Raw genomic sequence first — 13,446 nt, forward strand, 5'->3', positions numbered from 1 at the left:
AATAATATATTAAAATACTTTCATAAATCATAGGAGTATATTTATGGAAAAACTAGCAATAGAGGTAATAAACTCAAAGATATATACAATATGTGGTGAAAAAGTTATGCTAGATAGTGACTTGGCAAAACTTTATGAAGTTGAGACAAAAAGGTTGAATGAACAAGTAAAAAGAAATATTGAAAGATTTCCAATAGATTTTATGTTTCAATTAACAGAGGCTGAACATGAAAAATTGCGGTCGCATTTTGCGACCACAAATTTTTCTATGACTAGAACTTTACCTTTTGCTTTTACTGAGCATGGGATATTAATGCTTTCTTCTGTCCTTCGTAGTAAAACTGCAATAGAAGTCAATATTCAAATCATGAGAACTTTTACAGCATTACGAAGATATGCCTTGACTTATGATAACTTGCTAAAAAAATAGAGCAGATTGGGTTTGTTAATAATTACTAATTATAAAATAATATTTTAAAGGAGTTTACTTATGGAAAAAGAGCTTTCAAATATAATAGTTGATGATAAAATATTTATTATCAGAGGTATTCAAGTTATGATAGATAGAGATTTGGCAGAGTTGTATCATGTAGAAACAAAGAGATTAAATGAGCAAGTAAAAAGAAATATAAAAAAGTTTCCAAATGATTTTATGTTTCAACTAATGGATGGAGAAAAAAATGAACTAGTCGCAAAATGCGACCGGTTAGAAAAATTGAAACACTCAAGTTCAAATCCATTTGTATTTACTGAACATGGTGTATATATGCTTTCTACTGTATTAAAAAGTAAAGTTGCTACAGATGTAAGTCTATCTATCATGAGAACATTTGTTAGGTTGAAAAATCAAGCTGTGCCATATTTTGATATTATAAAAAGATTAGAGAAGTTAGAAACTAGTGATAATGAGACAAGGGAACTTTTAAGCAAGGTTGTACAAGTTGTTTCAAATATGCAAGATATTCAGGAAGAGGCAAAAGAGGGGACGAATAAGATTGGGTTTGTGAAATAAAAAATAGAATTTCTCTTGAAGAGGTAAACCTCTCCGCTTTCTTACTTTTGTGTTGACGAAAAGTAAGCAAAAGCAACTACGGCTTCGGAGCCAAAGGTTCCCTCACTTATTATTTTTATCTTTTCTGCTTGGCTTGTGCTTGCACTCTCTTTGAGAAAACTCGTTTATTAAAAATTGCGTTTAGCAACTTTTAAACACTCAAACAGTTGCCAATCTTGTTTAGAAAAGAGAAAAATAAACGTTCGGCTTTTGCAAATGTTGGAACCAAAGGTGGGATAAGGACATTTGCATTTTGATTTGTTTAGATTACTAACTTTTACTTACTTTAATTAATATAAAGACTGTACAGAAGAAGTAACAACGGAAGAGATTTCTTTCTACATCTGCAGGAGCCGAATGTTTATTTTTCATTTCGGAGAAAGCTGAGGACTTGTTTGAGTAAAAAAGAGTGATAAACTCACTCTTTTTTAGGAGTTCCGCAAGCTAGAAATTAAAAATAATAAATGAGGGAACCTTTGGCTCCGAAGCCGTAGTTGCTTTTGCTTACTTTTCGTCAACACAAAAGTAAGAAAGCGGAGAGGTTTACCTCTTCAAGAGAGAATTATGTATGTAAATTAATTAAAAATATAATATTATAGTAACTATTATATTGTTTTGTGACATGATATATGATGAAGAAAAGATATAATATTTTTTTATTTAAAAGGATTATTGTGCAAGAACAAATTATTGACTGTAAAAATATATTAGAAAATCTAACTCCAACAGATAATGTAAAAAATAATGGAGTTTATGAGTGCTCGTTAAAACATGGAATTGATGAGCAAGATATAAAAAATATTGCATTGTCAGGAGCTTATGGTTCAGGGAAAAGCAGTATTCTTAAAACATTTGAAAAAAAATATAAAGATGATTATTCTTTTTTAAATATTTCTCTTGCAGATTTTTCTGATTCAGAAAAAAACAATGAAAACACTGATGTAGAACGTAGTATATTACAAAAGATGTTTTATACAGTAAAAAACGAAGAGATACCATTTTCTCGATTCAAGAGAATAAAAGATATTACCTTTCAAGAGTTGCGAGATTATAGTCTATATATTTTTATCTTTATATTTTTCTTTTTTATTGCATACAAAAATAAAGATTTACCAGAGTATTTAGACTTTTTAAAGTTTGATATAGTGTATATAATTGGTTTTATAATTACATTTATTAGTATATTTCTTGCTCTCCCAAAAATAATAAGCTTATTAGGTGATATTGATTTGAAAAAAATTAATCTAAAGAGTGGTGAAGTTGATTTAGGGCAAAAAGATGGTAGTTCAATATTAAATAAAAATCTTGATGAGATTATATATTTTTTTAAAGCAACAAATTACAATATTGTTATATTTGAAGATTTAGATAGATATGCTAAAAATATTGATATCTTTGTAAAGTTAAGAGAAATAAATTTAATTTTAAATAATTCAAAAGAAGTTGAACAAAGTGTAACTTTTATTTATGCAATAAAAGATGATAATTTTAAAGACGAAGAAAGAACAAAGTTTTTTGATTTAATTGTTCCTGTTATTCCTATTGTTGATTATTCTAATTCAAGTGAACAATTAAAAATCATGATAAGAAAATATAAAAAGTATATGGGATTAGAGTTAAATGTATTAAAAAATAGTTTTATAAATGATATTTGTCTTTATATAGATAATATGAGACTACTAAAAAATATTTTTAATGAATTTATTATTTATAACGAAAAACTTGAATCAGATAGTTTAGAAAAAGAAAAGTTATTTAGTATGATTGTTTATAAAAATTTATTTCCTGATGATTTTTCAAAGTTAAGTAATAAAAAAGGTTTAGTTTACGAAGTATTGTCAAAAAAAGATAAATTGATAAATACAAGAATTAAGTCTATTGATGAAAAAATAAATAATATTAAAAATAAATTGGAAGAAATAGAAAATGAGCAAATAAAATCAATTGATGAATTAAGAAGTATATATATTTATAATGTATTAAAGAAATTTAATTCAATACACAATAATAGAATAATAGTTAACAATATTTCTATAGATATACCAGATTTAGAAGAGGAAAGTAACTTTAGTATATTAAAAGAATCTTCCAATATAAAATGCGATAATTATTATGAAAATCCATTAGTTTTTAAAAATATAGGAAATGAAGTTTGTGAGAAAAGTTATGATGAAAGAGAAGAGTTAATAAAAAATAAAAATAATGAATATATAAATACTAGTAACAAAGAAATTGAATCTTTAGAAAATGAAAAGCAATTGATTAAAATAAAAGAGCTAAAAGATTTAATTGAAGATAGTAATACTGTATTTGGGGACGACTTTAATGAAAAAGGTTTATTAATATTTTTAATTACAAATGGACATATAGATGAAACATATAACTATTATATTTCACATTTTTATGAAGAAAGTATTACAAAAGAAGATAGAGACTTTATTTTATCTATTAGGGAAAGAAGAGCTAAAGACTATACCTTTAAATTAGAAAAAGTTAGTGAAGTTATTAAACAAATACACTACTATGAGTATGATAAAAAAGAAGTATTAAACTATAGTTTATTGGAATATTTAATAGAAAAAGAAAATATAAAGAATTTGAATCAAATAATAAAACAGATAAATCAAAGAAAGGATTTAGAGTTTATAAAAGGGTATATTGATTTAAATTATCAGCATATTAATAAATTTATTGATTTAGTTATTAGTAAATGTAGTTGGTTTTGGGAAGAAATAGAAAACTCTTCTTTTACAATTGAGAAAAAAGAAAATTATTTAAAATTGATTTTGAAATATGGAAAAATTGAAAATATAAAAAAATTGAATATAAATTTAATAAGTAAGTATATTTCTAATATTAATAATTTTATAAAATTTAGAGAAAATATTGATATGAAAAAAATTAAAGATGTATTATTAATACTTCAACCTAAATTTAATAAAGCATCACAAATTAAAGATAATATTAGTCTATTTGAGTTTAGTTATACTAATAATTTTTATGAAATTTCTTTTGAAATGATAAAGGGAATTTTAAAACAGTTTAATAAAAATGAATTTAAATTAGAAGATTTAGATAAAAAGAATCTAACAATAATAAAAAATTCTACATGTAAAAATTTAATAGATAATATTGAAGAGCATATAGAAAGTTATATAGATAATATTTTATTAAGTATGGAAAAAATTAATGATGATGAAAACATATTTGTTGATTTACTCAATAATGAACATATATCAGATGACTTAAAAATTGAAATTATAAAAAGAGAAGAAACTTTAATATCTAATATTTCAGAGGTTACAAATCATGAATTATGGAAGAATTTATTTGAGGAAAATAAAATAAAAGCTGATTGGAATAATATTTTATATTATTACCAGGAGCATAAAGAGATAGATGAAAGTTTAATCAAATATTTTAATATAATTGAGAATGCAAAAGTTTTATCAGATGTAAGAATAAATTCTAAAACAAAATTCATGGAAGATAGTAAATTCGATATTAGTTTAGTAAATAAACTAGTAAAAAATATTTTATTTGCAAATGAAATAGAGATTAATTCATATAAAGAATTAATTAAATCAAATGGTTATTGGTATCCAGATTTAGATATATCTACTATTGACGAAGAAAGAATTATAGAATTAGTTAAGACTGAAAAATTTCAATTCACAGTTCAGAATTTTAAAAGATTAAAAGAATGTACAAAAAGTCAACATATAAAACTTATTGAAAAAAATATTGATAAATTTTTAATAAAATATGAAGAATACAATTTAGATGAAAATGATGTACATAATTTATTACTTAGTTCATTTGTAAAAGAAATAAAGATAGAGATAATAAAAAAACTTGATTATGAATTGATAAATAATAAAAATATTGGAAAGTTAGTTTATGATAATATGGATAAAAAAATTAAATACCCAATTGGTTTTTTAGAAAGTTTAATTATAAATTTAAATACAAAAGAAATGCAAGTTAATATAATTGTTGAACAAAATGAATATTTATCTGAAGATGAATTTCTAAATTTATTAAGTCTTTTAGAAAATGAATATAGTAATATTGCAAGATTAGATGGTAAAAGACCAGTATTAATAGATAAATATTATAATAGAAAACTTATTGGTATTTTAATTGAGAGAAAATTTATTACAAAAAGTAAAGAAGAAAAAAATAAATCAATTAGGCTTTTTGTTAAAAATAGAAATAAAGTATAGAAAAATAGGCTTTATAGAAAAAGCCTATTTTATGTGTCTATTATATCTCTATCTCCAAAGCAATAGGGCAGTGGTCACTTCCCATAATATCACTCATAATGTAAGCATTTGAAATATGAGGTTTTAAATCCTCACTTACATAAAAATAATCAATTCTCCAGCCAACGTTATTGGCTCTTGCATTTGCTCTATAACTCCACCAGCTATAGTTATCTGGCTCATCACCTATAACATGTCTTAGTGTATCTATGTATCCATGCGATAAAAACTTGTCTATCCATTCTCTCTCCATAGGTAAGAAGCCTGATGTACCTTCATTTGCTTTTGGTCTTGCTAAGTCTATTGGTCTGTGGGCTGTGTTTACATCTCCACATATTATGATTGATTTACCTTGTTTTTTTAAAGACTCACAATGATTTAAAAATCTATCGTAAAACTCCATTTTATATACTAGTCTCTCTTCTTTACTTTGACCATTTGGAAAATATACATTAAAAAATGCTATATCTTTATCTGCTAGTGTGAAATGAACTTCGTTTATTCTTCCTTCATCTAATACATCAACAGTAGGACAAGTACATTCAAAAGTTATATCTAAGTCTGTAAATAGAGCAGTTCCTGAACGTCCCTTTATTGCTGATTGGCTAGCAGTCATATTTTTGAAGTTTTTTTCAAAGATAGTTTCTGGAATTTGTTCTTTCATTGATTTTGTTTCTTGCACACCTAAAAGATGAATATCGTGTTCATCTACCCATTTTAGGGCTTCTTTTTTATCAACTGCTCGGATACCGTTTACATTCCATGATACAAATTTATATTTATTCATTAAAAACCTTATAATATTTTTTAAATTTTCACATTATAGCTAAGATTGTTTTAGGGTATAATCTTGTGAGATTAAGAGATAAATATGTATCTAAAAAAAGATACATATTTATTAGATATTAACGTTTATTTATCATATCTTTTTTTATAACATCAATGATTGTTTTGGGTTCACATCTTTTTCTATAGTTTTCATCAACAAAGGCATAGATGATTTCATAATTTTTATTTACAATATATGTTGCAGGTGAGGGTAAATCAAAGGTACCATTTCTGTTTGCTTCTAAGATATCTACTTTAAGTTTGTCATATGTAGATATAACTTCATCACTTAAAGTATAAACTATACCAAACTCTTTTGCTATTGTGTTATTTTTATCATACAAAATATCAAAGTTTAAGGAGTGCTTTTCAAATAAATATAAGGACTTATCTTGCGTTTGTGGAGATAGAGTAATTAGGGCTGCATTTAAGATTTTTAGTTGAGAAGCAACTTTTTGTAATGCCATTAATTGCAAATTACTATAAGGAGACCACGAACCATCAAAAAAGTTCAGGACAGTATATTTGTTTTTTTCAACTATATCTTTTATATTTATTATTTTTCTATCATGATTTGAGAGTGAAAATTCTGGAATTTTATCTCCAACTTTTAGTGCTTTTGATAATTTTTTTGATTCTTTTAATTTTTCAATTGCATTATTTAATACATCTTGTGTCTCTTTAGGGACATTTTTTTGAAAATCTAATAAATAGTTTTCTATATTTTCTTCTAACGTAGGCATTTAAACTCCTTATGTGAAGAGAATATCTCTTTTCTTCACAACATACTATAAAATATTATTTAAGCATTATAAAAAAAGCTAACTTTAAATAATTTGTATTATATTACAACTTATAACATTATGGGAAACTTTATGAATCAAGAAATAATATTAGGTTTGATAACTTTTTTAACTTCAACAGTAGCTGGAGTAGTTGGTATAGGTGGTGGTATGATGCTTATTGCTATACTTCCATCCTTTTTACCACTAAATGCACTTATACCTGTGCATGGTTTGACTCAAATGTCTAGTAATTTTAGTAGGGCAGTATTTGGCTATAAAGATGTAAAATTAGAAGTCATACCAAAGTTTTTATTTGGTTCTTTACTTGGGATTGCTCTTTTTGCTTCTATTTTGTATTTTATATCTTTAGATTATGTTCCACTTTTTATTGGAGTTTATATTTTACTCTCTCTTTGGTCAAAGAAGTTTAATGAAAAAATCAAAAGATATGAGAGTTATTTTTTAGCTGGATTTTTTCAAACAGGGCTTTCTATTGTAGTTGGAGCAACGGGACCTCTTACCATGACACTTTTACTAAAAGATTATGATAACAAAGATATAGTGGTGGCAACAGGGGCAGCTTTGATGAGTATTACTCATACACTTAAAGTCTTTGCTTTTATGTTTTTTGGTTTTGTATTTTTTGACTATATTGGGATTTTGCTTGCTATGATTTTAGGTGCTGTTCTTGGTAGTTGGACAGGAACAAAACTTCGAGATAAAATAGATGGTAAAAAGTTTATTATGTTTTTAAAAGTTCTATTATCTATATTAGCTATAAAAGTTATTGTTAGTATATTTATTTAAATCTATAAGCCCAAATCTTTCAACTCTTGAAGATTTGTCTCTTCTTGTATTTCTCTAGTGGGCTCTTTTTTATCTTTTACTTTGTCCATTAGGCTATTTTGATTCATGTTTGAAAAGGGGCTTTTATTCTTTAGTAAGCTATCACTTTTCCCTCCATGCATATCTATTTTTCCTGAACTTTCATTTGTGTAGTTATAGTTTGCCAATAAAGAGCTCATTAAAAGAGAAGTTAGTATTAGTAATATTTTCATAATTTATCCTTTAAATAAAATAGTTTAAAACAAAAAGTATACAAACAATTGAGATAAGAGTTTGCACTGTAATAATTGATGACATTAAGTTTACATTACCACCTAGTTGCCTTGCTAGTATAAAAGATGAGGGTGCAGTAGGAAGTACTGCAAAAAGTACTAAGATAGATAACATCATTCCATCTATTTCAAAAATTCTTCCAAAAATATAAATCAAAACAGGAAAAATAAGGTGTTTGCCAATGCTTGAAATAATAACTTCACTTTTTGAAGACTTAATCTCTTTTATTACAAGACCAAAGCCAACTGACAAAAGTCCCATTGGAAGTGCAGCTTGACTTAGTATTTCTAAAGTATTGTTTAAAACAAGTGGAAGATGAATACCTAGAAAGTTGAGACTCCCTCCAATAATACAAGCTACAATTAGTGGGTTTGTAACAATTGATTTTAATAGATAAATAAAATCTAATTTGTCATTTGACATATAGAGTGCAAAAATTGTAATACACAATATATTTATAAATGGTATGGCAAAGGTAAGTATTATTGCTGCTAAAACTAAACCTTCATTCCCATAAATAGATCCAGCAAGAGCTAAAAATACATAGGTATTAAACCTAATTGCACCTTGAACCATAGAGGTAAATGAGCTTGGTTCTGAGGGTTTTATTTTATTTATGATTATAAGAATAATCATGGTAAAAAATATTGCTAAAATAGCAGATAATACAAAGCCAAAACTATTTTGAGAATCAAGAGATGCAGTTGATAGTTTATAAACAAGAAGTGATGGCATAAGTACATAATATGTTAATTTATCAGCCTGTGGCCAAAACTCATATGATGGAAACTTTATTCTTTTAAAAAAATAACCAATAAGAATAAGTGAAAAAACAGGAATTAGTGCTGAAAAAATATGTATCATAAAAGATTCTTTTTGTTAAATATAAGTAGAATATTATCATATTACATATAAATTACAAGGAAACCCACTTTTAAGACTCTTAGGCATGCTAAAATTTTTTTTTGCATAAAGGAGAATATCATGTTAGCAGAAATAAATGACTTATTAAATAACCTTATCTGGGGAAATATCCTAATATATTTACTTCCAGCTTTGGGTTTGTTTTTTACAGTTAGTTCAAGATTTGTACAGTTTAGATACTTTTTTAAGATGTTTAATATCTTAAGAGATACAGTACATGATAAAGAGGGACATATTAGTTCTTTTCAAGCACTTATGTTAAGTGTTGCAGGTAGAGTTGGTGGTGGAAACATCGCAGGTGTAGCAGTTGCAATAACACTTGGTGGACCAGGTGCTGTTTTTTGGATGTGGATTATTGGATTGATTGGTATGAGTACTAGTTTCTTTGAATGTTCATTGGCTCAACTTTATAAAGAAAAAGATAAGGCAGACTCTTGTGTTTATAGAGGAGGTCCTGCTTATTATGTAACAAAAGCTTTAGGACTAAGATGGGTAGGTATTATTATTTCTGTTTTACTTCTTATTACTTTTGGATTTGCATTTAATGCAACTCAGTCATTTATTATTGCAAGTTCATTTGAAGCTTCATTTAATACTCCACTTTGGATTACAGGTTCTATTTTAACTGTTATTTTTGGTTTGGCTATTTTTGGTGGTATTAAAAGAATTACAAAATTTTCAGAAGTTGTTGTTCCTATTATGGCAGTGGGTTATTTATTGATTGCTATTGTTGTTATTGCTTTAAATTATGATCAAATTCCTTCATTGATTAGCATGATTGTATCTGAAGCATTTACTCCAAGTACTGCAATTAGTGGTGGTATTGGTGCAGTGATTTTACAAGGTGCAAAAAGAGGTATGTTCTCAAATGAAGCAGGTCTAGGTTCTGCTCCAAACGTGGCAGCAGTAGCTTACGTAGCACATCCAGTTCAACAAGGTATCGTTCAATCATTCTCTGTATTTATTGATACTATTATTTTATGTTCTTGTACAGCATTTATCATTTTGCTTTCAGGTGTTTATTCTCCAGGTGCAGATGGTGTTCAAGGTGTCTTATTGACTCAAAATGCATTGATTGAGCATATTGGTCCTTTAGGTGGATACTTTGTAACAGTTGCTTTATTACTGTTTGGTTTTTCATCAATGTTATATAACTATTACTTGGCAGAAAATAGTTTAAACTTTTTTAGTAAAGGGAATGTAACACTTTTTAATATTTTTAGAGTAGTTTGTATTGCTTTAATTGCATGGGGAGCATTTCAAGACTTAGGGTCTATTTTTACATTTGCTGATTTATCTATGGGATTATTGGCTGTTATTAATATGATAGTTATTGCTGTTTTATATAAACCTGTATTGAGATTAATCAAAGGGTATGAAAGACAACTTAAAGAGGGTAAAAAACCAGTTTTAAGATATAACGATTACAGTGAGTTTAAAATTGATAAAGAGACTTGGAAAGAGATTGTTGATAATATCAATGACGAAAGAGCAAAAGCTAAAGAGTAAGTATATACTTACTCTTTGATATATATTAGTTAATATTTAACTAATATGTATCTTCTAAAAGAGCAATAACAGCTAATCTTCAAGTAAAGTTAGACATTATTTTATATAAATTACATACAAAGGATAGAGATGTTTAATAAAGAAGGTATCCCTTTTTTTACAATAACTATTCCTTTTTTATGTATTGTTTTTTTAGCTTTCTTTTCAACTTCATACTACTTAAAAACCACACAAGAGAGTTTTGAGTCTGATTTAATACTATTTGAAAAATACAATATGCAAAATAGTGATACAACTTTAGAAAAGTACTCTTTAATGATTAAAGAGAAAAAAGATATCTTAGAAAAAAAGAATGATGAGTTTATAAATTTCATTTTTATTTTAAGTATTTCAATCATATTTTTTATGGCACTTTTTAGTTTTCTTATGACATCAATTATTAGTGATATTATAAAAAAGTATAAAAAACAAGTCCAAAATAAAGAAGAAAAACTTGAAACCCTCAATAAAACTCTATATTCAAAAGTAGCAAAAGGAATAGAAGATGGAAAAAGAAAAGATAAAGCAATTCTAGATCAGTCAAGATTAGCAAAAATGGGTTCAATGATTTCAATGATAGCCCATCAATGGAGACAACCATTAAGTGAACTTTCTGGGATTTTGATGGAATTAGAGACTGCTACAAGATTTAAAAAAGTTGATGAGAGTCATATTTTAAACTCAGTAAATAAAAGTAATGATATGATTGATTTTATGTCAAATACCATTGATGATTTTAGAAACTTTTATAAGCCAGATAAGAAAAAAGAGTATTTTTTTATAAGTGATGCTTGTAAAAAAGCTATCAACTTGGTAGATGCGACACTTCATAACTTATCAATAGAGTTGATTTTTGATATAAAAAAAGATAAAAAGATATTTGGATATCCCACAGAATATTCGCAAGTTATATTAAACCTTATAAGTAATGCAAAAGATATATTAGTAGAAAAAGAGATAGAAAATTCTAAAATCTTTATTACGATTGCGTCAAAAGGCATGCAGAGTATTGTAACTATAAAAGATAATGCAGGTGGAATAAAAGAAGAAAATTTTGATTTGATTTTTGACCCTTATTATAGTACCAAAGATTCATCAAAAGGCACTGGCCTTGGACTTTATATTTCAAAGCTTATAATTGAGCGAAATATGGGTGGTGAACTTAGTGTTGAAAATGATAAGGATGGGGCAATTTTTAAAATAGTAGTGTTAGGATAAGTATGGATAATAATTTAATAGATGAATTAAAAGATGTAACAATATTATGTGTTGAAGATGAAGATGGTATTAGAGAGTTTATTGTAAATACTTTAAAATACTATTTTAAAGAGGTGTATGCGGCTAAAAATGGACTTGAAGCCTATGAAATCTACGAAGAGTACAAACCTAAAATAGTTTTAACAGATATTGAGATGCCAAAGATGGATGGGATTGAACTTGTAAAAAAGATACGTAAAAATGATTTATCAACTATGGTTATCATGTTAACAGCCTATTCAAATGAAGAGTACCTTATGAATTTGATAAATTTAAATGTTGACCATTTTATTTTAAAACCTCTAAATTCAAAAAAGCTAAATGAAGCCTTAACTAAATATATAGAGAGAAACTTTTCCCAACAGATACTTTTACACGAGGATTTAAAACTTAATTTATCAAAAAGAGAATTGATTTATAAAGATACTGAAATAATACCCTTGAGAAAAAGAGAACAAGATTTTTTATATCTTTTACATAAAAATAAAAACTCAATAACTACATATGAACAAATAGAAATAGAGCTATGGCAAGATAAGTTTATGACAAACCATGCTTTAAAATCTTTTATAAAAGAGATTAGACATAAAATACCTATAAATATTATAAAAAATATTTCACAAGCAGGTTATATATTAGTAAATGAGTAACAATTAAATGTATGAGTTTTTATTTTTGATATAATTATAAAAATTTAATATAAAGATATAATATGCAATTTTTAAAAACACATTGGAATAAATTCTTAATTTTAATTTTATCAATAACTATAATATTTTTTGCTTTTTCATATACTCTTGATGTAAAAGGTAAGGAGTTAGTTGATAATAGTTTTAAAGAGGCTGTTATTGTATTTGGAAGTGCAAAAGCACTTAATGCAGTGATTTCTTTAGCCCAAGGAACTGAACTAGACCTTCCTTTTTTTACTGTAGCAATTGGGGAAGTTCTAGATCCTGTAAATGATTTAGTAGAGCAATTTTCTCTTGTGATGTTAGCTAGTATGGTTTCTCTAGGTATTCAAAAAATCATGATGAATTTTGTTACCAATGATATATATAACTATATTTTGTTTTTTTCTGTAATAGTTTTAAACCTATGGATGTTTTATAGGTTTTCAAAAGATGAGAGGTTTAGAACACTTTTTTTTAAAATCTCTGTGATATTGATTTTTCTGCGTTTTGCAGTTCCTCTTATTGGCTTAGTTAATGAGTTTGCTTATAATAGTTTTGTAAAACAAGATTATAATATTAGTCAACTAAATGAAAGTATTGTAAAAGTAAAAGAAGATGTTAATGAGGTTACAAAAAATACAATAGAACACAAAGAAAACAGCTCATTTTTCAATAAAGTTGCAGAGAAATTTGATTCAAACTATTATGCAAAAAAAGTAGATGAATATAAAAAAGCAGTTGATAGTTCAAGTGAGTATATAGTGGCACTTATTATTGCTTTTGTTTTTCAAACCATACTGCTACCTTTGATATTTCTTTTTATCCTTTATCACTTTGTAAGAGGTATTTTTAATTTAGGAAAATAAGCTTAAAAATAAGTCCTAAATTATTTTTCAAACTTTAAAATTATTTTAATAAGATAAAAGTATTAAAAGACTAAAATTAAGATAGATATAGGTGGTAAAAAAATCTATAGAAATCTAAAAATAGATTTATTA

General features: G+C 26.1%; 12 protein-coding genes. 8 read left to right on the forward strand and 4 right to left on the reverse strand.

Annotated elements, in window-relative coordinates:
• Window positions 1-43 precede the first annotated feature (43 nt).
• From Q0617_RS14705 to Q0617_RS14715, 3 genes are all read left to right on the forward strand, one after another.
• The gene (locus Q0617_RS14705; protein ID WP_298754410.1) at window positions 44-430 is read left to right on the forward strand and encodes an ORF6N domain-containing protein; all 387 of its coding nucleotides are present in this window, start codon (window positions 44-46) and stop codon (window positions 428-430) included.
• 60 nt (window positions 431-490) lie between these two features.
• Window positions 491-1,012, forward strand: coding sequence for an ORF6N domain-containing protein (locus Q0617_RS14710; protein WP_298754412.1), 522 nt, complete (start codon window positions 491-493; stop codon window positions 1,010-1,012).
• A gap of 713 nt (window positions 1,013-1,725) precedes the next feature.
• Entirely contained in the window at window positions 1,726-5,277 is a 3,552-nt protein-coding gene (locus Q0617_RS14715; RefSeq protein ID WP_298754414.1) for a hypothetical protein, read from the forward strand.
• Window positions 5,278-5,317: 40 nt separating this feature from the next.
• Here Q0617_RS14715 and Q0617_RS14720 read toward each other — a convergent pair whose 3' ends face one another.
• Together Q0617_RS14720 and Q0617_RS14725 are read right to left on the reverse strand one after the other, a co-directional pair.
• Window positions 5,318-6,103 carry an exodeoxyribonuclease III gene (locus Q0617_RS14720; protein ID WP_298754416.1) on the reverse strand — a complete coding sequence of 262 codons (786 nt, stop codon included), beginning with the start codon at window positions 6,101-6,103 and terminating at the stop codon, window positions 5,318-5,320.
• 118 nt (window positions 6,104-6,221) lie between these two features.
• Window positions 6,222-6,887: a peroxiredoxin-like family protein gene (locus Q0617_RS14725; RefSeq protein ID WP_298754418.1), complete on the reverse strand. Its 666-nt coding sequence runs from the start codon at window positions 6,885-6,887 to the stop codon at window positions 6,222-6,224.
• A 132-nt stretch (window positions 6,888-7,019) separates the two neighbouring features.
• Here Q0617_RS14725 and Q0617_RS14730 point away from each other — a divergent pair, with 132 nt between their 5' ends.
• Window positions 7,020-7,736, forward strand: a complete 717-nt coding sequence (locus Q0617_RS14730; protein ID WP_298754420.1) for a sulfite exporter TauE/SafE family protein — start codon at window positions 7,020-7,022, stop codon at window positions 7,734-7,736.
• 2 nt (window positions 7,737-7,738) lie between these two features.
• Here Q0617_RS14730 and Q0617_RS14735 read toward each other — a convergent pair whose 3' ends face one another.
• Window positions 7,739-7,987, reverse strand: coding sequence for a hypothetical protein (locus tag Q0617_RS14735; protein ID WP_298754422.1), 249 nt, complete (start codon window positions 7,985-7,987; stop codon window positions 7,739-7,741).
• 10 nt (window positions 7,988-7,997) lie between these two features.
• A complete protein-coding gene (locus Q0617_RS14740; RefSeq protein WP_298754424.1) occupies window positions 7,998-8,912 on the reverse strand; it encodes an AEC family transporter in 915 nt (304 codons plus the stop codon).
• A 120-nt stretch (window positions 8,913-9,032) separates the two neighbouring features.
• Between Q0617_RS14740 and Q0617_RS14745 the strand changes: the two genes are divergently transcribed.
• The 4 genes from Q0617_RS14745 to Q0617_RS14760 all read left to right on the forward strand — a co-directional run bounded on the left by Q0617_RS14745 (window position 9,033) and on the right by Q0617_RS14760 (window position 13,314).
• On the forward strand, window positions 9,033-10,481 hold the full coding sequence (locus Q0617_RS14745; protein WP_298754427.1) for an alanine/glycine:cation symporter family protein: 1,449 nt from the start codon (window positions 9,033-9,035) through the stop codon (window positions 10,479-10,481).
• 129 nt (window positions 10,482-10,610) lie between these two features.
• Window positions 10,611-11,738 carry a HAMP domain-containing sensor histidine kinase gene (locus Q0617_RS14750; RefSeq protein WP_298754429.1) on the forward strand — a complete coding sequence of 376 codons (1,128 nt, stop codon included), beginning with the start codon at window positions 10,611-10,613 and terminating at the stop codon, window positions 11,736-11,738.
• A gap of 2 nt (window positions 11,739-11,740) precedes the next feature.
• Complete coding sequence (locus tag Q0617_RS14755; protein WP_298754433.1) at window positions 11,741-12,427, forward strand: response regulator; 687 nt, start codon at window positions 11,741-11,743, stop codon at window positions 12,425-12,427.
• Window positions 12,428-12,489: 62 nt separating this feature from the next.
• Window positions 12,490-13,314, forward strand: a complete 825-nt coding sequence (locus Q0617_RS14760) for a hypothetical protein (RefSeq protein ID WP_298754435.1) — start codon at window positions 12,490-12,492, stop codon at window positions 13,312-13,314.
• Window positions 13,315-13,446 lie beyond the last annotated feature (132 nt).

Source organism: uncultured Arcobacter sp. (genome assembly GCF_937982575.1).
Lineage (GTDB): Bacteria > Campylobacterota > Campylobacteria > Campylobacterales > Arcobacteraceae > Arcobacter.